This is a genomic window from Orbaceae bacterium BiB, from assembly GCA_036251205.1.
In the GTDB taxonomy this organism is placed as follows: domain Bacteria; phylum Pseudomonadota; class Gammaproteobacteria; order Enterobacterales; family Orbaceae; genus Orbus; species Orbus mooreae.
The window spans coordinates 1,220,178-1,242,850 of the sequence record CP133958.1 but is presented as its reverse complement, the minus strand read 5'-3'; the positions used below and the strand labels follow the sequence as shown (position 1 = coordinate 1,242,850).

The 22,673-nt window shown below is 34.7% G+C and carries 18 protein-coding genes; 14 read left to right on the top strand and 4 right to left on the bottom strand.

Features of this window, described 5'->3' with window-relative positions; translation table 11 throughout:
- The first annotated feature begins 26 nt into the window (after positions 1–26).
- Positions 27–941, top strand: a complete 915-nt coding sequence (lpxC, locus tag RHO11_05835; GenBank protein WVD62640.1) for a UDP-3-O-acyl-N-acetylglucosamine deacetylase — start codon at positions 27–29, stop codon at positions 939–941.
- An 89-nt stretch (positions 942–1,030) separates the two neighbouring features.
- Positions 1,031–1,624 (top strand): 5'-deoxynucleotidase, encoded by a 594-nt coding sequence (yfbR, locus tag RHO11_05830; GenBank protein ID WVD62639.1) that lies wholly within the window; start codon positions 1,031–1,033, stop codon positions 1,622–1,624.
- A gap of 549 nt (positions 1,625–2,173) precedes the next feature.
- Here yfbR and greB read toward each other — a convergent pair.
- The gene (gene greB / locus RHO11_05825; GenBank protein WVD62638.1) at positions 2,174–2,665 is read right to left on the bottom strand and encodes a transcription elongation factor GreB; all 492 of its coding nucleotides are present in this window, start codon (positions 2,663–2,665) and stop codon (positions 2,174–2,176) included.
- Between the two features lie 52 nt (positions 2,666–2,717).
- Between greB and RHO11_05820 the strand changes: the two genes are divergently transcribed.
- The 4 genes from RHO11_05820 to birA all read left to right on the top strand — a co-directional run bounded on the left by RHO11_05820 (position 2,718) and on the right by birA (position 8,224).
- On the top strand, positions 2,718–5,015 hold the full coding sequence (locus RHO11_05820) for a Tex family protein (GenBank protein WVD62637.1): 2,298 nt from the start codon (positions 2,718–2,720) through the stop codon (positions 5,013–5,015).
- 10 nt (positions 5,016–5,025) lie between these two features.
- Positions 5,026–6,042 carry a UDP-N-acetylmuramate dehydrogenase gene (gene murB, locus RHO11_05815; protein ID WVD62636.1) on the top strand — a complete coding sequence of 339 codons (1,017 nt, stop codon included), beginning with the start codon at positions 5,026–5,028 and terminating at the stop codon, positions 6,040–6,042.
- A gap of 75 nt (positions 6,043–6,117) precedes the next feature.
- Positions 6,118–7,266, top strand: a complete 1,149-nt coding sequence (locus RHO11_05810; protein WVD62635.1) for an MFS transporter — start codon at positions 6,118–6,120, stop codon at positions 7,264–7,266.
- A complete protein-coding gene (gene birA / locus RHO11_05805) occupies positions 7,259–8,224 on the top strand; it encodes a bifunctional biotin--[acetyl-CoA-carboxylase] ligase/biotin operon repressor BirA (GenBank protein ID WVD62634.1) in 966 nt (321 codons plus the stop codon). Before RHO11_05810 ends, birA begins: the two co-directional genes overlap by 8 nt.
- A 25-nt stretch (positions 8,225–8,249) precedes the next feature.
- Here birA and RHO11_05800 read toward each other — a convergent pair whose 3' ends face one another.
- Positions 8,250–9,908 carry an LTA synthase family protein gene (locus RHO11_05800; GenBank protein ID WVD62633.1) on the bottom strand — a complete coding sequence of 553 codons (1,659 nt, stop codon included), beginning with the start codon at positions 9,906–9,908 and terminating at the stop codon, positions 8,250–8,252.
- 82 nt (positions 9,909–9,990) lie between these two features.
- Between RHO11_05800 and RHO11_05795 the strand changes: the two genes are divergently transcribed.
- From RHO11_05795 to RHO11_05770, 6 genes are all read left to right on the top strand, one after another.
- On the top strand, positions 9,991–11,145 hold the full coding sequence (locus tag RHO11_05795; protein WVD62632.1) for an iron-containing alcohol dehydrogenase: 1,155 nt from the start codon (positions 9,991–9,993) through the stop codon (positions 11,143–11,145).
- 161 nt (positions 11,146–11,306) lie between these two features.
- Positions 11,307–12,460 (top strand): IS3 family transposase gene (locus tag RHO11_05790; protein WVD62631.1). Its coding sequence is split into 2 segments (ribosomal slippage): positions 11,307–11,553 and positions 11,553–12,460, totalling 1,155 coding nucleotides; the frame shifts between segments, so codons are not numbered across the junction.
- A 23-nt stretch (positions 12,461–12,483) separates the two neighbouring features.
- Complete coding sequence (modF, locus tag RHO11_05785) at positions 12,484–13,950, top strand: molybdate ABC transporter ATP-binding protein ModF (protein WVD62630.1); 1,467 nt, start codon at positions 12,484–12,486, stop codon at positions 13,948–13,950.
- A gap of 407 nt (positions 13,951–14,357) precedes the next feature.
- Positions 14,358–16,361: an excinuclease ABC subunit UvrB gene (gene uvrB, locus RHO11_05780; protein WVD62629.1), complete on the top strand. Its 2,004-nt coding sequence runs from the start codon at positions 14,358–14,360 to the stop codon at positions 16,359–16,361.
- Positions 16,362–16,581: 220 nt separating this feature from the next.
- Entirely contained in the window at positions 16,582–16,947 is a 366-nt protein-coding gene (locus RHO11_05775) for a DUF5362 family protein (protein ID WVD62628.1), read from the top strand.
- 27 nt (positions 16,948–16,974) lie between these two features.
- Complete coding sequence (locus RHO11_05770) at positions 16,975–17,328, top strand: RidA family protein (protein WVD62627.1); 354 nt, start codon at positions 16,975–16,977, stop codon at positions 17,326–17,328.
- 77 nt (positions 17,329–17,405) lie between these two features.
- On the opposite strand, the gene fabA is transcribed toward RHO11_05770, so the two are convergent.
- Together fabA and RHO11_05760 are read right to left on the bottom strand one after the other, a co-directional pair.
- Positions 17,406–17,930 carry a bifunctional 3-hydroxydecanoyl-ACP dehydratase/trans-2-decenoyl-ACP isomerase gene (fabA, locus tag RHO11_05765; protein WVD62626.1) on the bottom strand — a complete coding sequence of 175 codons (525 nt, stop codon included), beginning with the start codon at positions 17,928–17,930 and terminating at the stop codon, positions 17,406–17,408.
- Between the two features lie 77 nt (positions 17,931–18,007).
- Positions 18,008–19,741 (bottom strand): Lon protease family protein, encoded by a 1,734-nt coding sequence (locus RHO11_05760; GenBank protein ID WVD62625.1) that lies wholly within the window; start codon positions 19,739–19,741, stop codon positions 18,008–18,010.
- 260 nt (positions 19,742–20,001) lie between these two features.
- Here RHO11_05760 and RHO11_05755 point away from each other — a divergent pair, with 260 nt between their 5' ends.
- Together RHO11_05755 and RHO11_05750 are read left to right on the top strand one after the other, a co-directional pair.
- Positions 20,002–20,685 (top strand): type II CAAX endopeptidase family protein, encoded by a 684-nt coding sequence (locus RHO11_05755; GenBank protein WVD62624.1) that lies wholly within the window; start codon positions 20,002–20,004, stop codon positions 20,683–20,685.
- Between the two features lie 145 nt (positions 20,686–20,830).
- Entirely contained in the window at positions 20,831–22,585 is a 1,755-nt protein-coding gene (locus tag RHO11_05750) for a DUF3413 domain-containing protein (protein WVD62623.1), read from the top strand.
- Positions 22,586–22,673 lie beyond the last annotated feature (88 nt).

Below are 22,673 nucleotides of genomic sequence, written 5' to 3'. Positions count from 1 at the left end.
TTATATTAATAATGATAGGTGCAACAATGAAACAAAGAACATTAAAAAAGAAAATTCAGGCAACAGGCGTCGGCTTGCATACAGGCAAGAAGGTTACCCTAACGTTGCGTCCAGCACCCGAAAATACAGGAATTATTTATCGTCGAACTGATTTAACACCAGCGGTGGATTTTCCTGTTGATGCAAAATCAGTACGTGACACAATGTTATGTACATGTTTAGTTAATGAAAATAATGTAAGAATTTCAACCGTTGAACATATTAATGCTGCATTGGCTGGTTTAGGTATTGATAACATTCTGATTGAAGTTGATGCCCCTGAAATCCCAATTATGGATGGTAGTGCTAGTCCATTTGTATATTTGCTATTAGATGCAGGTATTGCTGAACAGTCGGCAAAGAAACAATTTTTGCGTGTTAAAGAAACAGTAAGAGTTGAGATTGGTGATAAATGGGCTGAAATACGACCGTATAGTGGTTTTAAATTAGATTTTACGATTGATTTTAATCACCCAGCTATTGATAGTAGTACACAGCGCTATCAGATTGATTTCTCATCTGAATCATTTATTCGTCAGATCAGTCGTGCGCGAACATTTGGTTTTATGCGTGATATTGAGATGCTACAATCTAAAGGATTATGCTTAGGTGGTAGCCTAGATTGTGCAATCGTTGTTGATGATTATAGAGTCTTGAATGAAGATGGACTTCGTTTCGAAGATGAGTTTGTAAGACATAAGATGCTTGATACTATCGGTGATCTTTATATGTGTGGTCATAATATGTTAGCTGAAGTAGTTTGCTACAAATCAGGTCATGCATTAAATAATCAGTTATTACAAGCATTGTTAGCAAAACAAGAAGCTTGGGAGTTTGTCACATTTGATGATGCTGAAATTGTTCCAGTAGCTTTAGGTAATCAGTCTCTAGTTTTAGCGTAATTTATCTCTTTGTTAATTAACGCTTTCATCTAACAGTGAAAGCGTTTTTTATTTTTTATTATAAAGTTATTTACTAAAGATATTTATTTATGAATACAAGTCATTTTTTTGCTCATTTGTCTCGGTTAAAGTTAATTAATCGTTGGCCTTTAATGCGTAATGTTAGAATTGAAAATGTTTCTGAACATAGTTTACAAGTTGCCTTTGTTGCTCATGCGTTAGCAATAATTAAAAATCGTAAATTTAATGGTCAAGTTAATCCTGATCGTATTGCACTTATGGCGATGTATCATGATGCATCAGAGGTCTTAACCGGTGATATGCCGACGCCGACCAAGTACTACAATCCTCAAATTACGGTAGAGTACAAAAAGATTGAAAAGATCGCTCAAAATAAATTAATTGATATGTTACCTGATGAGTTTAGGGATGATTTTAGACCACTAATTGATGATGATTTTTATACTGAAGATGAAAAGCATCTAGTCAAACAGGCTGATGCATTATGTGCTTATCTAAAAACAATTGAAGAATTGAGTGCTGGTAATAATGAGTTTAAACTCGCTGAGCAACGATTAAAGAAAACATTATCAGAAAGAGATAGTGCTGAAATGGACTATTTTATGCAAGTTTTTGTACCAAGTTTTAGCTTATCACTCGATGAGATTACTTTAGATAAGTAATGTTAACGAAGTGATTGAAACGACTTTTGTATACAAAAAAAGAAGTTGCGAAGTACTTATCAATTATAAAAAAATTATTTTTCTTAGGTGTATATAGTAATGGAATATTTACTGATATTCGCAACCCATAATAGTTTTATAACTAAGGATAAAGAAAATGGCTAAAACCCCAGCACCAGCTAAAAAAGAACCTGCTAAAGCTCCAGCTAAAGCACCTTCTAAAAAGAAATAGCTGTAAAACCGAATTCATATGATTAAAGGGCGATTTTGCCCTTTTTTCATTTTTAAAAGGAATATAATTGGCTTTAGTTCCAGGTGATCACTCCTTAGATAATTTAGTACTAAAGTTTTCTACTAATCCAAGAATATCGATTTTATAGCTACTAGTGATCGATGTAATAAAGCCAAACACTTTTCGGTTGTTAGACCATTTTATATACCAATAAATTTTTTAGTATCGATAGTTTTATTATCAGCAAAAGGTATAGATAAACATGACGAGATGACGATTAGTACTATCTTTCTTATTTTAGGAGTTGTCATCATCCACTATTTTTTAATAGTAGGATCTTGGTAATAAATGGCTAAGATGTAATAATAAGCTTTACCATTAGGTGTATTAACACTAATTTCATCATCGATTTTATGCCCAATTAAGCTTCTGGCAACTGGACTATCAATTGATATCCAATTCTTTTTTGGATCGAATTCATCCGGCCCAACGAGTCGAAAAATTTTTTCGCTATCATGCTCATCTTCTAGTCTAACCCAGGCACCAAAAAAAACTTTTCCTTCTTGTGCAGGGCTAGGATCGACAATAGTTAGTGCTTCAAGGCGCTTAGTTAAAAAGCGTACTCGTCGATCAATCTCTCGCAAACGACGTTTACCATAGATATATTCAGCATTTTCACTACGATCTCCCATCGCTGCTGCTTCTGATACAGCTTGAGTTACTTTTGGTCGCTCTTCTTTCCAAAGATATTTTAATTCACGATCGAGTGCCAAATAGCCGTCTCTTGTTATATAATTACTTTTCGCCATAATTGAAATTGTTTATTTTGATTCCATTAATAAAAAGATAAGATAAGTATTTATGATAAATCCACAAATTAGCCATATTATAGCGGGTGAACTGGCAGTAAAACCAGAACAAGTTTTAGCAGCTATTACTTTAATTGATGAAGGGAGTACAGTCCCTTTTATTGCTCGATATAGAAAAGAAGTTACTGGCGGGCTCGATGATACGCAATTACGAACCTTAGATAGCCGATTAAATTATCTTAGAGAGATTGAAGATCGTAAACAAACAATTTTAAAATCAATTATTGAACAAGGTAAATTGACGCCAGAGCTCGAAAAAAGTATTAAGACAACACTGAATAAAACTGAATTAGAAGATCTCTATTTACCTTATAAGCCTAAACGGCGAACTCGTGGCCAAATTGCTATAGAAGCTGGTTTATCACCTTTAGCCGAAGCATTATGGCAAAATCCACAACTCGATCCGGATAGTGAAGCTAGTAAATATCTTAATAAAGAAAAAGGAATTGAAGATGTTAAATCGGCTTTAGATGGTGCTCGTTATATTTTAATGGAACGTTTTGCTGAAGATGCCAGCTTATTAGCTAAAGTTCGTCACTATTTATGGAATAATGCCCACTTAGTCGCCAAAGTTATCGAGGGTAAAGAAGAAGAGGGGGCTAAATTTAGGGATTATTTTGACCAACATGAATTGATCTCTAAGGTACCATCCCATAGAGCTTTAGCGATGTTTCGTGGACGTAATGAAGGTTTTTTACAGCTATCATTAAATGCAGATCCTTTAGCAGAGGAGGCTCCTAAAGAGAGTTATTGTGAGCATATTATTACTGAGCATTTAGGCATTCATTTAAATGATCAAGCAGCAGATAAATGGCGTAAAGCAGTGATTAGTTGGACATGGCGCATAAAAATACTTATGTACATGGAAACTGAACTAATGACAACGCTACGAGAACGTGCGGAAGAAGAAGCGATTAACGTTTTTGCTGCTAATTTACATGATATGTTAATGGCTGCTCCTGCAGGTATGAAAGTCACTATGGGGATGGACCCAGGATTGCGTACTGGTGTCAAAATTGCAGTGGTTGATCAAACGGGTAAATTAGTTGCAACAGAAACTATTTATCCTCATACGGGTCAAGCAGATCGAGCCGCTATGATTATTGTTGCTTTGTGTATTAAATATCAGGTTGAACTTGTTGCCATCGGCAATGGTACTGCATCGCGTGAAACTGAACGGTTCTTTATTGAATTACAAAAGAAATATCCTGATGTCAAAGCTCAGAAAGTCATTGTGAGTGAAGCTGGTGCATCTGTTTACTCCGCTTCTGAACTCGCTGCTCAAGAGTTTCCTGAGCTCGATGTATCGATCCGTGGCGCAGTATCTATTGCTCGTCGATTACAAGATCCATTAGCTGAATTAGTTAAAATAGATCCTAAGTCTATCGGTGTAGGCCAATATCAGCATGATGTTAGCCAAACATTATTGGCAAAAAAACTCGATGCAGTGGTTGAGGATTGTGTAAATGGCGTCGGTGTTAACCTTAATACAGCATCGATGATGTTATTATCACGTATTGCTGGGTTAAATAAAGTTATTGCTCAAAACATTGTTGAGTATCGTAATGAAAATGGTCAGTTTACTGATCGTAAACAGTTACTCAAAGTCGCTAGGTTAGGACCTAAAGCATTTGAACAGTGTGCTGGCTTTCTACGTATTATGAATGGTAAAAATGCACTTGATGCGTCCGCTGTGCATCCAGAAGCTTATCCTGTTGTCGAACGTATTTTAGATGCACTAGGTAAATCACTACAAGAGGTGATGGGGGATTCGAATTTACTGAGAACCCTCAGAGCTGCTGATTATACCGATCAACATTTTGGTTTACCAACGGTAACAGATATTATTAAAGAGTTAGATAAGCCAGGTAGAGATCCTCGTCCTGAATTTAAAACTGCTCAGTTTGCTGAAAATATTGAAACTATGAATGATCTAAAGCTAGGGATGATCATGGAGGGAACGGTAACTAATGTAACTAATTTTGGAGCATTTGTTGATATCGGCGTTCATCAAGATGGTTTAGTGCATATTTCAGCTTTATCTGATAAATTTGTTGAAGATCCAAGAACGGTAGTTAAAACAGGCGATATTGTTAAAGTTAAAGTGATCGAAGTTGATATTCCACGTAAACGAATTGCTTTATCTATGCGGTTAGATGATCAAGCCGCTCTTGGAAAAACGACAGAAACATCAAAAAAAGAACATAAATCAAGTGGCTCTAAGCCAGCACCTATCGCCACAAACAGTGCTATGGGTAATGCATTTGCTGCGGCATTTAAGAAAAAATAGTGATAATGCGATGAAAAAACAAATTCCTAATACGTTTAATTTAGCTGTGTATGCTGATGATGTAATAACTGTTGAGAGTACTGAACAGTTATTATCGGTTTATCAACAGGCATCTAAACAAAACTTACCTATTTTGATTTTAGGTGAGGGGAGTAATACACTTTTCACTGAAAATTTTAGTGGTATTGTTGTTATCAATAGAATTCGTGGTATTAGCGTAATGGATAATCGCGATTATTGGTTAATTAAGGTCGGTGCTGGAGAAATTTGGCATCACTTAGTTGCCCATTTAATTGATAACGATATTGCTGGACTCGAGAATTTAGCGCTTATTCCTGGTTGTGTCGGGTCTGCACCAATTCAAAATATTGGTGCTTATGGTGTTGAATTTGAAAAATTTGCGGACTATGTTGATTTATTATCATTGAAAACAGGTCAGATTATTACAGTACAAGATGGTAAATACGGATATCGTGAAAGTATTTTTAAATCACAATATCGAGAGGATTATGTTGTCATTTCTGTAGGCATTAAATTACCTAAACAATGGCAGCCAGTTTTAAGTTATGGTGAACTGAAAAATTTTGATAGGGAAACCGTAACGGCAAAAATGGTCTTTGATAAAGTATGTGAAGTTCGTCGAAGTAAACTACCTGATCCAAACATTTTGGGTAATGGAGGCAGTTTTTTTAAAAATCCTGTAATTGATAAAATACAATATGAGCAACTCGTGTTAGATTATCCAGATATGCCAGCTTATTTTCAATCAAATGGACAAGTGAAACTAGCTGCGGGTTGGCTAATTGATCAATGCGGTTTAAAAAATTATCAAATTGGTGGTGCTGCCGTACATGATAAACAAGCATTAGTTCTTGTTAATAAAGATCATGCGAAAGCTCAAGATGTTGTTGCCCTAGCCAAGGTAGTAAAAAATACAGTACAACAAAAATTTGGTATAACATTAAGCCCTGAAATTCGTTTTATCGGTAAACAAGGTGAAATTGATGCAGATTTGCTGTTGCGCTAATAAAACTATATTAGATCTGACAGTTAACTTGATTTAATATTATTCATTAATTTATAAAAATTCAGAGCTTGTTATATGGGTGCGCGTTCATACTCCTTTCCAATTCTATTAATTAGTCTATTATTTGTGACGATTTCTCTTTCGGCACTTAATACACAAGTACCATTATGGTTAGTTCATGATCATTTTCCTGTACGACAAATTGGGTTGGTTGGCTCTGCATATTTTGTTGGTAATCTTGTTGGAACAATTATTGCGAACTGGATTATCGGTAAGTTTAATGCTAAAAAAACTTATAGTTATGTTTGTATTTTATTTGCGCTTGCTACATTAGGTTTAAGCTTATCTGTTGATGTTTATAGTTGGTCATTTTGGCGTTTTATCATTGGTATTGCCTGTGCTGTTACTTGGGTGATTGTTGAAAGTTGTATTTTAATTACAGGTACAATGCGAACGCGCAGTAAAATGCTAGCAGTCTATATGACAACTTATTATTTAGGGACTGTATTTGGACAAGCTCTACTACGCTATTTTCCCGTTGAGATACTCTATTTTGGATTAGTGATTAGTACATTAATGGCTCTAGCAATACTCTTTATTACGTTAACTCATTATCGATTACCAAAAAAGAAAAAAAGTACATTAAATTTATTGCCGATGATTAAACATCGAGAAGCTAGATTAGGTTTAATTGGTTGTGTTATTGCTGGTATGGTTATCGGATCTTTTTATTCTTTACTGCCAGCTTATTATGCTCATTTAGGTTACGATGATAATCAAGTTGCTAATTGGATTATTTTATTAATTACTTCTGGTTTACTCGCTCAACTGCCAATGGGATGGCTTGCTGATCGTTATGGTAAACCTATTCTACTCTGTATTGAGATGTGTATTGCGATTATCGCTTGCCTGATGCTAATTGCAGATATATTTCCAGTTTTATCTACAATCCTGCTTGGTATCACTATTTATACTGTTTATCCTATTTCAATGGCTTGGGCTTGCCAAACAGTTAAAAAACAGGATATTGTAGCGATGAACCAAACAATGTTATTGGTTAACACGCTAGGTAGCCTTATTGCTCCAGCGGTAATTGCCCTAATTATGGATAAATTAGGTAACATTTACTTATTTGTGAGTTTTGTAATTATTCTACTCTACTTTTTTGGCGTGCTTTCAAAAAATGTAGTACAAAATAAATGGAGTCAAAATCGATATGCGTGATCTTGCTAATCCACTTAAAGTGATAGAGATCCTATCAGATGGTCATTTTCATTCAGGTGAGGAACTGGCTTCTATTTTTGGTATAACCCGTGCGGGTATTAATAAGTATATCAAAGTTATTAGACAGTGGGGAATAGAACTCTCTTCTGTACAAGGAAAGGGATATCAATTAGCTTATCCACTCAATTTACTTAATGAACAGAAGATTACCCATTACTATTTGCAGAAATCATCACAACCAGTTGCACTTGATATTATTCCCGTAATTAATTCGACGAATCAATATTTATTAGATAATTTAGCTGAATTATCATCAGGGAATGCTTGTGTTGCCGAGTTTCAACAAGCAGGAAGAGGACGTCGAGGACGCCAATGGTTCTCTCCATTTGGGAGTAATCTCTATTTATCACTATATTGGCGTTTAGAGCAAGGTCCTGCTGCTGCAATGGGACTAAGTTTAATGATTGGTATTGTTGTTGCAAAGGTTTTACGCGAATTATCTGGACAAGATATCAAAGTAAAATGGCCAAATGACCTCTATCTTGATGATAAAAAATTGGCAGGGATTTTGGTTGAAATTGCAGGTAAAGCGGGAGATATTGCCCATGTCGTTATGGGGATGGGAATTAATTTGAATATGCATAATCCCGATTCAGGGATTGTTAATCAAGCTTGGTCTAATTTAGGTAACATTGATAGAAATTTACTGGTTGCAAATTTATTGTACCATCTCCGTCAAGCTTTAGTCTGCTTTGAAAAACAAGGGTTTGCTGCATTTTTAGCAGAGTGGAATCCATTAGATAATTTTGCAAATCGTCCAGTAAAATTAATTATTGGCGAAACGGTGATAAAGGGTGTTGCTCGCGGTATTAACCAACAAGGGGCATTATTACTTGAACAAAATGGTCAAATAACCCCTTATATTGGTGGCGAGATATCGCTCAGAGCAGATAATTAAAATAATACGAAGCATTTATCTATTATTATTTTGTTGCTGTTCCCGCGTCTTTAAGCTCTTGGTAAACATAGTGTTTATAACTTTCAACAAGAGCTTTATCTTGGCAATCATCCAATTTTCCATTACAAAGATAGCGCATTGCAATATTTGCTTTATAAAAATCAGAATATTGTACCTCTGCTTTTTCTAAAATTAATCCACTTAGTAGTGAAGCATCAGTAAGTTCATTATGTCCTATATTGATTGGATAATTGGCTGATACAGTGTATTGAGTCAAATAATTTGCTTCAGAAAGTGATGTTTTATAGTTACCATTCCAGCTTACATCTGGTTGGTGGTCACCAAAATAGACAAATAGTGTCGGATTTGCTCTTTGTTTTATATAGTCATTAAAATTTTGTGTTGCTGCATTTAATGGTCCAATTCGACCTAAATAATCATTCAGTTTTCCAACAAATGCTTTATTTGACACATTTTCTCCGACTTGATGAGTATCTGTATAATTTGGATCATAAGGGCCGTGTTCATTCATTGATAGTACAAAGATAAATAGCGGTTTATCTGTGTAGGTTTCTAAGATAGTTTTAACTTTATCAAGTAAATCTTGAGTCGGAATTTTCCATAGATTCTTATTGTGTTCTTCTGGGTAACCCAAATCTTGCGGCATAAAGAATTTTTGCATCCCGAATGATGTATAAGCTGGGCCTGCATTATAATTACCATACCCCATTGGTGATAGAACCACCGTAAAATAGCCATTATTATTAAACTCTTTAAATAAACTGGTTTGTATATGTGGGGCAACTACGTAATAAACTGAATTTTTTCGATATGAAAAATCATTAGTATTGAGACCAGTTAATATCGAGAATTCGGTCAACCATGTTCCTCCTCCAAATGTTTGAACCCTCATCAAATTGCTATTTGGTTGTGAAAACATCTCATAATTAGGCACATTATTTGATGAGATATCAAACAATTGTGGATTAACGGTAGACTCTTGTAAAAATACCACTACATCGGGTTTTTTGATTAATAAGGGATTTTTTGAGTCAACAATATGATTTTCGATAGTAGATAATTTATTTAAAAAATATTGAGATGATTGTTCAAAAACAGGAGGAGCATAACTGAATTGATTGGATGAAATAAATAAATTTGCAAGAGTACCTCTTCCTTTCGGTAGATATTGTTGCCACAATTGATTCACTTTATCCTGTTGACTGATATAAGTAATTAAACCAAATAAAATTATCGCAGTAGCCAAGGAGCCCCATCGCTTGGTATGACTAATTTTTTTCTCGGTACGAAATAAAAAAATATTCACCACTAAAAATATGACAAGTGCAATTAAATAGAATAAGGCACCTGGATAGTGTAGTAGTGTTGAAAAATTTTGAGGATCAAATGCGACATTAAAATCAGGAAAAAATAATCTTTCTTTATAGTAGTGAACTTTGATTTGATTGAGTAACTGTATAATAATCAGGCATGAGCTCGTAATCATCAGTGATTGTACTTTTCGGCGTGTACAGAATAAAAAAAACATAAAAGATGAGAGGTAAAATCCGAAAGAGATCACTGTAAATATTGAAAAACCAACAGAATTGGAACAGATAACTAGCCCAGCTATGATAACAAGCACTGTATAAATGGCTTTTAAAGTAAATAAAATTTTCTTCACAACATATTATTCTAATTTGGATTATAATGATCAACGATAATAGATATTCATTCAGCAAATGTAAATACCAGGAGTAAATATTGTGCAAAACTTCCAATTTTATAATCCCACAAGAATTATTTTCGGACAAGATACGATAAAAGAATTACCTAAGTATTTACCTAAAAAAGCACGAGTATTAGTCTTATATGGTGGTAAAAGTGTGATAAATAATGGCACACTAGAGGAAGTAAAAGCCGTTTTATCAACTGATTTTTACTATCAAGAGTTTCAAGGTATTGAGCCAAATCCCCATTTTGAAACATTAATGCGTGCAGTTGAAGTTGTTAAAAAAAATAAAATTGACTTTTTACTAGCGGTGGGTGGTGGCTCAGTCATCGATGGAACGAAATTTATTGCTCAAGCAGCTCTTTATCGTGATGATCCTTGGAAAATTTTGACGCAAACAGGGCCAGCTGTTACCGCTGCTTTACCTCTTGGAACGGTTCTTACTCTACCAGCAACAGGATCTGAGATGAATTGTCGAGGCGTAATTACTCGAGCTGAAACACAGGAAAAGCTCTCTTTTCGAAATGAGCTGATTTTTCCGCAGTTTTCAGTCTTAGATCCTACTAAAACTTATTCATTACCACAACGTCAATTAGAAAATGGTTTGGTTGATTCATTTGTTCATACGATTGAACAATATTTAACTTATCCGACTGATGCTAAGATTCCAGACTACTTTGCTGAAGGGGTTCTTAAAACCTTAATTGAAATAGCACCTGATGTGATTAATAAAAAAGATGATTATTCATCCCGAGCAAATTTTATGTGGGCTGCAACGATTGCTCTTAATGGTATTTTAGCGACTGGCGTTCCAGAAGATTGGACAACTCATCGTATTGGTCATGAGTTGACAGCTCTATATGGTTTGGATCATGCAAGAACACTGGCATTGATTTTACCCGTGTTATGGACTCTTAAAAAAGATGAAAAAATAGCCAAACTATTACAATATGCTGAGCGAGTTTGGAACATTACGACGGGTAGTGATGATGAAAAGGTTAATTTAGCGATAACTAAAACTGAGCAATTTTTCCAATCATTAGGGATGAAAATGAAGCTGAGTGATTATGGTATTAAGAAAGATCTAGATTTACTAATAGAACGTTTAGAACTTCACGGCCAAACTGCTTTAGGTGAACATCAAAATATTACCTTAGATGTGAGCCGAAAAATTTTATCAGCAATATAGATAGGTGCTTAAAATAAATAAAGAGGATATATCATCCTCTTTATTTATTTTAGACAATATTATTATTTAATTTTTACTCAAAAAAAGATAGCTGATCCTCGCCAAAAAAATAGACAAATGTCACCTCTATGATATAAATAAAAATCATAGGAGAACATATCATGGTCAAAAAATTCAGTACTGAGTTCAAACAACAATCAGTTGATTATGCCTTATCGAATGCTCATCTTTCGCTAGCCGATATTGCAAATCACCTTGGCATTGGTCAATCAACCCTTGATAGATGGGTAAGGCAAATCAATCCAGGTAAAACCAGTAAACGCGAGTTAACGGCTGAGCAGCAAAAAATTATCGCTCTAGAAAAAGAAAATAAAGAACTGAAAATGGCGAATGAAATCCTAAAAAAGGCGCATGTGTACTTCATCAACCATCCAAGTCGGTGAAGTACAAGTATATGAAACTGTATTTATCGTCGTATCCGGTACGTTTAACCTGTTGCCTATTAAACGTCAGCGTGCCCGGTTATTACGCTTGGTTAAAACGCACACCGAAATCACAGCCGCTGATTGATAACGTCAAGGCACTCTATTGGCGGCATAAAGCGCGTTTGGGTGCACCAAGCTTAGTACACGATATCCGAGATGAGGGCTATGATGTCTCAGAAAGAACAGTAAGTCGAGTATTACAAAAATTAGGCTTACGAAGTAAAGTCGCCCGTAAATTTAACTATCTAGCAGCGCCAAGCCTATCTCATGATGTAGCGCCAAATACATTAGATAGACAGTTTAATCCTGATAAACCGAATCGTGTTTGGGTGACCGATATCACGTATATCAAAACCGGTGAAGGCTGGCTATACCTTTGTGTGATTATTGATTTATTCGGGCGAAAAGTGATTGGACGACAAACGAGCTCGCGGATTGATAGGCACTTAGTCTGTAACACACTCAAAAATGCCTTATTCCGTCGTCAGTTTCCAAAGGGTGTATTACTTCACAGCGACCGAGGAAGCCAATATTGCAGTGCTGATTTTAAGCGATTATTGTTACAGTATGGACTTAGTCAAAGTATGAGTCGAGCAGGCAATTGTTGGGATAATGCGGTAGCTGAAAGTTTTTTTCATACATTAAAAACGCACATTATTCATGGTTGTGATTACAAAACTCGGGAGGATGCGAATAAAGCCCTATTTGAATATATTGAAATCTATTATAATCGTGTTCGTCGTCATTCAACTAATGGTTGGATATCGCCTCAGCAATATGAAAATCAGTATTATCTAAATAACACATTTATAGAGGCGAGCACTGTCTAATATTTTGGCGAGGATCAAGCGATATGATTAAAATTAACAATGCGCAGTATAAAATTAGTGATTATAAAACATTCTCCATCCCTGAACTGACGATTCAATCTCGTGATAGTTGGGCTTTTGTCGGCAGTAATGGCAGTGGTAAATCTATTTTAGTTAAAGCATTAGCGGGTAATTTATTAAAGCTTAGTGGTGAATTTACTAATCAATTTACTAAAATTGAAACGCTCTCTTTTGAATTATTACAGAAAATGGTTGATGATGAGTGGAAGCGTAATAATTCTGATATGGTAAGTGATGGCGAAGATGATACCGGTTTAACAACAGCACAAGTGATTGAGGAAAATTGTCAGGATTCACTTTTATGTCAGCAATTAGCTAAGCAGTTTGATATTGAGCCTCTATTACAAAAACGATTTAAATACTTATCTACCGGTGAGACTCGTAAAACGCTACTATGTCGAACCTTGATGTCCTCTCCCGAATTACTTATTTTAGATGAACCATTTGATGGTCTTGATGTAGCATCGCGTCAACAGTTAGGGCTACTATTAAGCCAGCTTTCTCAACAGGGGATTACTTTAATCGTCGTACTTAATCGTTTTAATGATATTCCCGATTTTATTGAAAATGTTGGTGTGATTGCTGAATGTCAATTAATTAAAACAGGTAAACGTCAAGAACTCTTACAAGATCAGGTTATTGAACAATTGAGGACTCTCGAATCTTTACAAAATATTCATTTACCTGATACTGATGAATTTCCAGCCACCTTATCGGATGAGCTACCACGAGTTATTTTGCGTCATGGTTATGTTCAATATAATGAAAAACCGATTATTAATGATCTAAATTGGCAAGTTAATGCGCATGAAAACTGGCAGATAGTTGGTCCAAATGGTGCAGGAAAATCGACTTTACTTAGCTTGATTACAGGTGATCATCCGCAAGGATATTGTAACGATTTAACCCTGTTTGGATATAAACGAGGCTCTGGTGAGACAATTTGGGATATTAAAAAGCATATTGGCTATGTTAGTAGTAGTTTTCACCTAGATTATCGGGTGAGCAGTAGTGTTAAAAATGTCTTATTATCTGGTTATTATGATTCAATCGGAATTTATTGTACGACGAGTGATAAGCAAAACAAATTAGCTGATGAGTGGCTCTCTTTACTTAATCTGACTAAACAAGCTAATCAGCCCTTCCAGTCGTTATCTTGGGGTCAACAACGTTTAGTTTTAATTGCTAGAGCATTGGTTAAACATCCAACACTATTAATATTAGATGAGCCTCTACAAGGATTAGATCAGTTAAATCGTGAACTAGTGAAAGGTTGGATTGATCTTTTGATTAAAAAAGGTCATAGTCAGCTATTATTTGTGTCTCACCACGCAGAAGATGCACCAAACTGTATCACACATAGATTAACCTTTGTTCGATCAAATGATGAAGGTTATCGATACTGTTTAGATGAAGTGAGTAATAAATAATATTATGGCGATTAATTTTGCCCTTAAAAATAGGAAAAAAATAATTTAAAAATTATTTTTTTAATACTTGCAATTCTAATTTTTTCTGTAACCTATTGAAAAATTAAGGGCTGATTAGATGAAAAAAGTTATCCCCGATACCTGTGGATAACTTTGTGTATAGTTTCTTGAAAAAGGGTCTAACTGCTGGAAATAGCTAGTTTTAGTCTAGTTTGCTTAGATAGTAGTCACAATTTAACAAATTGTTATTAATCAGCATGTTAATATAAATCAAGCACAGATTTATTAACATAAGTAATGATTTTTGAAACAGGGAATCAGAGATTAATTAATCAAAAAGGTCAAGTCTTTTTTTGGGGATAAATTTGATTGACATCAAAATAATGTTATGGTTATAGGTAAAAAATATGCGAAGTTTTAAATTGTATTCAGAATTTTCTCCTGCAGGAGATCAACCTGAGGCAATCAAAAAAATTAATCAAAATTTAGAAGATGGTATCGCGCATCAAACTTTACTTGGGGTAACTGGATCGGGTAAAACATTTACGATGGCGAATGTGATTGCAACTCATAACCGTCCAACTGTTATATTGGCGCCCAATAAAACATTAGCTGCCCAACTATATGGTGAAATGAAAGCATTTTTTCCTGATAACGCGGTAGAGTATTTTGTTTCATACTATGACTACTATCAACCAGAGTCTTATGTGCCAACAACCGATACCTTTATTGAAAAAGATGCTTCAATCAATGAACATATTGAGCAAATGCGGCTTTCAGCCACGAAATCTCTTTTGGAACGTCGAGATGTTATTATTGTTGCTTCTGTTTCCGCTATTTATGGTTTAGGGGCGCCTGAATCTTATATGGCAATGATTCTTCATTTAACAAAGGGAACTATTACCGATCAAAGAGCCATTTTAACGCGTTTAGCTGAAATGCAATACAAACGCAATGATGTCGGTTTTAATCGCGGCACGTTTCGTGTGAGAGGGGATGTGCTTGATATTTTCCCTGCTGATTCAGATACATTAGCAGTACGAGTTGAATTATTTGACGATGAAGTCGAAAAAATCGTTCTGTTTGATCCGCTGACGGGGAGTGCTGTTAGTGAAGTGTCAAGGATCACTGTTTATCCAAAAACTCACTATGTTACTCCTAGAGCAATCCTCGATAATGCGATTGCTCAAATTAAGCAAGAGTTAGCAGAAAGACAAAAAGTATTGTTAGCAGAAAATCGTTTAGTAGAAGAGCAGCGGCTAACCCAACGAACATTATTCGATTTAGAAATGATGACTGAACTTGGTTATTGTTCTGGTATTGAAAATTACTCTCGCTATTTAGCTCAGCGTAAAGCTGGTGAGCCACCGGCTACATTATTTGATTATCTGCCCGCTGATGGATTACTCTTTATTGATGAATCTCATGTTGGTGTGCCACAAATTGGTGCGATGTATAATGGCGACCGTTCACGTAAGTTAAATTTAGTTGAATATGGTTTTAGATTACCATCAGCTTTAGATAATCGCCCATTGAAGTTTGCTGAATTTGAAAAAATAATGCCGCAAACTATTTATGTTTCAGCTACACCGGCAAAATATGAAATTGAAAAGTCCGGTTCTGAAATTATTGAACAGGTTGTACGTCCAACAGGACTCCTTGATCCTATTATCGAAGTCAGACCGGTAATGACACAAGTTGATGATCTTTTATCTGAAATTAAGCAATGTATGCAATTAGGTGAACGTGTTCTAGTGACTACCCTGACCAAACGGATGGCTGAAAATTTAACTGACTATTTTTCTGAACATGGTGTTAAAGTTAAATATCTACACTCTGATATTAATACCGTCGAGCGAATGGAAATTATCCGTGATTTACGTTTAGGTGAAGTGGATGTACTTGTCGGAATCAACTTATTAAGAGAAGGATTAGATATTCCAGAAGTATCATTGGTCGCTATATTAGATGCTGATCGGGAAGGTTTTTTACGTTCTACTAGTTCATTAATTCAAACAGTAGGTCGAGCTGCACGTAATTTACATGGTAAAGCAATTTTATATGCAGATAAAATAACGCCGGCTATGCAACATACCATTGATGAGACTGCAAGACGACGTAAGAAACAGCAAGACTTTAATTTAGAACACAATATTACACCGATGTCTGTGAAAAAACAGATTCAAGATATTCTTGAAGCTGGCTTAAGTACTAAAAAATCAACTAGCAAAGTGAAACTCTTTGAGCCTGGTAAAAATTACGAATATGTATCGGTTAAAGAGGTTCAAGCAAGGATTAAAGAACTTGAAGCAATGATGTATGAAGCAGCTAAAAATCTTGAGTTTGAAAGGGCTGGAGTACTACGGGATGAAATTAAAAAGTTAAGAAGTGATTTTATTACATTATCTTAGCTGCAAATAATTATTACTGAAAAGGCAATTCTTTTTCATTAGAATATGCCTTTTCAGCAATATTATAACGAACTTTTTTGATTGTATCTTAGTGATAATATAATTTTACCGCATAACTATTCTAATGAATGTATTATTATTGTTTAAATATAATTCAAATTGTTTATTTAAATAAATTTTGCTAGTATGCATGGCAAATTATTAATAGCAGGGAATCAAAATGGAAAACAATACTATTCAGCTTGAAGTCGATACGTTACTCATGAAAAAAATGTCTTTTATTGGCACAATGCAGAAAATTTTTGGCGTTTTGTCTATCATTGGCGGAGTAGTAACTTGTTTTGGGATTATAACGGCGATTATTGGTATTCCTTATCTTCTTGCAGGTATTAAACTATTTAAATCTGGTAGCTCATTTACTTATGCATCATATACTAACGATAGTAAATTCATGAAAGATGCGATCTTGAATTTGGCCTCATTTTGGATGTATACCTTGGTTATGATCATAATTACCGTTGTATTTTATATCATTGCATTGATTGCTCTTTTTGCTATTGCCGGTAGTAGCCAGTACTATTACTAGTTTCCTTTAATTTTAGATGGAATAAAAATGACAATTGTACGAATTGATCCTGATGAACGCTGGTCTGAAGCGGTTATCCATAATAATGTTATCTATTACACTAGTGTACCTACTGATTTAGTCGCTGATGCTTATGCTCAAACTAAAAGTGCATTGATGGAAATCGATGCAATTTTGGCTAGAGTGAACAGTGATAAAAACCAGATTTTAGATGTAACGATTTTTCTTGTTGATAAAGCGGATTTCTCAGCAATGAATAAAGCATGGGATGAATGGGTTGTTAAAGGTCAAGCGCCAGTTCGTTGTACTGTACAATCAGGTTTAATGAACGAAAGATATAAAGTAGAAATTAAGATTGTTGCTGCTGTAAAAACAGCTTAATTGAATTTGAGAGTTGTACTTTTCGGGTAACTAATTCAAGAAAAGTTCTGCCTATTCAATAGGCAGAACTTAATAAACTAAAATGCAGATGTTGTATCTTGGAATAAACCGACTTTAAGATCTGTTGCTTGATAAATCAGTTTACCGTCAACAAATACTTCACCATCGCCAATCCCCATAATCAATCTACGATTAATTACACGTTTAAAGTGAATTTTATAGGTTACTTTTTTAGCGGTTGGTAATACTTGACCTGAAAATTTAACTTCACCCACACCTAAAGCACGACCTTTACCTTTACCGCCTAGCCAGCCTAAATAGAAACCAACAAGTTGCCACATTGCATCAAGTCCTAAACAACCAGGCATTACTGGATCATTTTTAAAATGACATTTAAAGAACCAAAGATCAGGATTAATATCGAGTTCAGCTTCAACATAGCCTTTTCCGTATTGTCCACCTTGTTCATTCATTTCAACAACACGATCCATCATTAACATTAGATCAGATGGTAACGGTGGGCCATCATGGCCGAAAAGCTCATTATTACCTGATTTAATCAGGTCTTCTTTAGAGTAAGAAGATTTACGTTCAAAAGTCATAAGCAACCTTTTATTATTTTATATACTTGAGTAAAATTAGCGTACAAGTGTAAGCGGAATTCCTCATTTTTGCAATTTTATTTGCGCCATTTATTAAACCAACCTGTTGGCTGCTTTTCTTGAGTCATGGTCATTTGAATACGGGCTTGAATCAATTTATATAAGCTAATTGACGAGTCATCTTTATAATTAATTCCCGTTAGTAGATATAGTGCATCTGCGACATTATCGACTGTCCAAATCGTAAATTGTCGATTTTTAATGGCATCGGTAATCTCATCATTTAAACATAAATGACGGAGGTTTGATGAGGGAATAATAACGCCTTGTTGTCCAGTTAGGCCTTGGTGTTTACATACCGCAAAAAAACCTGCTATTTTCTCATTAACACTACCGATTGCTTGAACGTTACCGAACTGATCGACTGAACCTGTCACGGCAAGTTGCTGATCAATGGGTTGTGCTGATAGGGCACTAATTAGGACACATAAACCGGCAAGTGATGCGCTATCACCATCGACTTCGTTATAGGATTGTTCAAATACCAAGGAGGCGGAAAAAGGTAATTGATGAGTAATTGCAAATTCAGAGGTAATAAAAGATTGCATAATCATCATACCCTTAGAGTGAATATTACCCGCTAATTCATTCTTTCGCTCAATATCAACAAACTCACCATCACCAAAATGAATTAAACAACTTAAACGTGTCGGTTCACCTATCACTTTAGGATAGCCCGGATATTCAACTACTGATAATCCATTAATCTGACCAATAACTTGTTCTTGAGTATTAATAATTACCTGATTAGTAAAAATTGACTCTCTAAAACGTTCTACTAGATAGCTTTCACGCCACTGTTTTTGCTCGATTGAGGACTTGATGACATTATCATCGATACACTCATCTGCAAGTTGTGCCGCAAGGGTTAATTGTGTGCTTAACCAATCTGGTGATAGTGGCAGATGGTACTGATCTTCAGTATATCTAGTACCAGCCTTAATTAACTCGACAAATGCTGAAGTATCAATTGGTGGGAGCTGCTGATAATTGGCTAAAAACTTCAAATAAGCAGACCACTGTTTTAGCTCTTCATCGGATTGAACTAATAGATCTCCTTCAAATTCCGCATATAATGAGGTGTCAAAGAATTCAGGATCATAATCTTGTAATTCAGCCATACTTAATCGGTCACCGACCAATACAATACGTAGATCTAATGGCATTGATGGAATAGCGATCGGTAATGGGTTGGCATCATCTGTTGAGACCCACTGGTACTCTTCAGTGATCACCATTTTTTTCAAGCGTTCCCACAAGTTAGGTTGTGCCAGTAATGAACGTAATCCTAAAATTAAGACACCACCATTCACATTATGAACGAGACCTGATTGTAATTTAAATGAATCATCCTCAGGTTGTCTTACACAACCAAATAGACTTTCATGGTCAACCCAAGAAGAGAATAAACAATTATCGATAGCTGAAAAATTATCTTGTTTACTTTTAGCAGGCGTTAATGTTATTTGACGTTCATTAATATGGTAGGCAAAACCATAGTGATTAGTTGGTAATTTGCTACGAATACTATTATCTAATAGTGAAAAAAATAACTGGCTATCAGGTGCTTTTAGCAACATAAATCGAGATTGATATTTTTTTCTTATTTTAGGGCACAGTAATGATAGTGCCGATTCAATACGCGGTTGTAATGTTAGAAAATTAGCATCTAAGGCTAAATCTTGTAGTAAAGCTGAAATGTGTTCAGTGCGAGGCTGAGTTTCTTGCCAAGTTAATTGTTTAATTGTCAAAGTCGTAGTCTTTATTCTAAAAGATTATTTTAATCGGAAATTATATCTGAATAGAGATAATTTGGATATGTTTTGGATAATTATTTATTAATAATTTTCCTTTTGTTTAAGATGTTTTACAGGGAATTACATATCAAAATCTATCGTGGATTATATTCCAGATTAATTTGTTATTTTAGATATATTTAGTATAATTCGCCGCATACCAATTATCGTAAAATACTTATATTAGTTAATATAAAATATAAATTTGATTTTCTATGAATAACAATAAACCACAATTAGCTACAACATGGTATCCCGATACACTCATTGGTATAGCGGTTATCTTCATCTATTTTTTTAGTAATATCGTATTTTTTGTAGTGATGGGTAGCTTTATTCATTCAGATGATATGCTTATGTTAAGCTGTACACTATTTTCACTAGCTATTGTCATCACTTTATTTAATTTACAAAAAAAGAAACTTTATCCTGAAATGCTTTTTAAAGGTGTATTTAGTTTTAGTGATTACCGCTTTAATTTGTACCTTATGATTGGGTTAATGTTATTTGTGACCTTGTTAAATAAAATTTTTTCGATTTCTGATGAGTTGTTCATTGATCAGCTTTTCTATAATAAATCGCAATATCAAGTGATGATTCTTTGCATCGAGATTGTTCTTTTATCACCTATTTTAGAAGAGTTTTTATTTCGTCACTTTATTTTAGCCATTTTCCCTTATAACTTAGGAGGCAAATGGGCTGCTTATGCAATTGTTTTTTCTTCGTTAATATTTACGTTATTGCATACTCAATATATTCATTTTATTACGATGCTTAATATATTTGTTGTCGGTGTGATATTGTCGCTAGCCCGTATTATATCAAAAGGACTACTCTTACCGATTTTATTGCATATGTCGTATAATTTTATAACGTTATGTCTCTATTTTTTATTGTAATAGTATTTAGCAGCACAATCTGTATATTATTGACTGTTAGCGCAGCTCAGAAGTTAAAAAAATTACAGAAAGATTTTTTAAAATCGGTTAAACTAGTGACCATTCATAGACAGACTACCCAATAGACATCATTAGCTACTCCTTTATGGTTAAACTTAAAAATAATTCTCTGCATGATGATCGTGCCTCACAAATCGTAAGTTGGGGACATTGGTTTGCACTGTTTAATATTTTCTTCGTGATTATTGTCGGTAGCCGTTACCTGTTTATTGCTGATTGGCCGCAAACTTTGTTAGGTCGAGTATATGCGATAATTAGTTGTATTGGGCACTTTAGTTTTTTGACTTTTATTGTCTATCTGGTTTTATTATTTCCGCTGAGTTTTTTCCTTCACTCTCCTAAATGGCAGCGTATTATTGCCGTTATTATCGCGACAATTGCGATTACCATATTATTAATTGATATTGAAGTATTTACTAAGTTTAGGATGCACCTAAATTTTTCTATTTGGGAGATCTTAACATCACATGATGAAAATAATATTTTTAGTGTTGAATGGCAAAAATTATTTATTTTTGTACCACTGATTTTACTACTAGAAACCGTTTTTGCTATTTGGAGTTGGCGTAAACTACGTAGCTTAAGCAAGCGTCACCGTTATGCTAGGCCGGTGGTAATTACTTTTGTATTATGTTTTGTTTTATCACATCTTATTCATATTTGGGCTGATGCCAATTTTTATCGTCCGATTACCATGCAGCGTTCTAGTCTACCATTATCATATCCTTTGACTGCTAGACATTTTCTGGAGCGGTATGGTTTTATTGAGAAAGGTAATTACGAATCGCGAATTCGACAAGAAGGTAATCCGTTTGCTATTGCTATTGAATATCCATTAGACAAAATTAGTTATAATCCGGTTAAAGCACCTTATAATATTTTAATGATTGTTGTTGATGATTGGCAGGTGAATAATCAATCAAGTGATGAGCGTAATGCAATGCCTAAATTGACGACATTTGCTGAGCAACATAGCCAATTTAATAATCACTATAGTGCTAGTACGCAACCATTCTTAGGTGAGTTTTCTCTATTTTATGGTTTAGATCCTAATTACTACGATAGTATTTTAGCCGGTCATAAATCGTCAGTATTTATCGATACATTGGCTAAACAACGTTACAACTTAGGTCTGTTTTCATCTGATGGTTTTGATCATCCATTATACCGTTATGCCTTATTATCAAATTTCTCTGTACCCGATAAAGTACAAAATAAGTCTTACCTAGCAACAAGTGATTTGTGGTTAGCTTGGTATAAAGAACAGAGTCAATTAGAAAACCCAAATCCATGGTTTTCAATTATTCAGTATAAAGATAACCGGCAAGATCATGGTGTAACACAAGCCAAAGAACTTGATAAAGCGATCGCTAAGGTATTAGATACATTACAAAATAGTGGTGAAATGGATAACACTGTAATAGTTATTACGGCGGGTAATACCGAGTCATCGCAAAATCAATCTCAATTTAATCGTGAGATGTTACGAGTCCCTCTTGTTATTGCGTGGCCACATCGTGCTGCTGAAGTCATTACGACACCAACATCTCATGTTGATATTGTGCCAACATTGATGGCTGATGTTCTCAATGTGACAACAAATTCTAAACAGTATAGTCAAGGTGAAAACTTATTTTCACCAAATTCTCGCAAATGGCTGATAGCCGGTAGTGAGAAGGATATCGCGGCACTTTATGAAGATAAAACTATCTTAATTGATAATACAGGACACTACCAAGTTTATGATCTTGCTAATCAGTTACAGCAAAATGAAAAATTAGGATTGTCAACATTCTTACAGTTAGTCACGGAAAATAGGCGTTTTATGGTGACAAATTGATATTTTGTAGAAGCAATTAAATCTTTTTCGTAAATAAAATACCAGCGTTAATAACTAACTAAAATACGATACGGCAGTAATAACTATA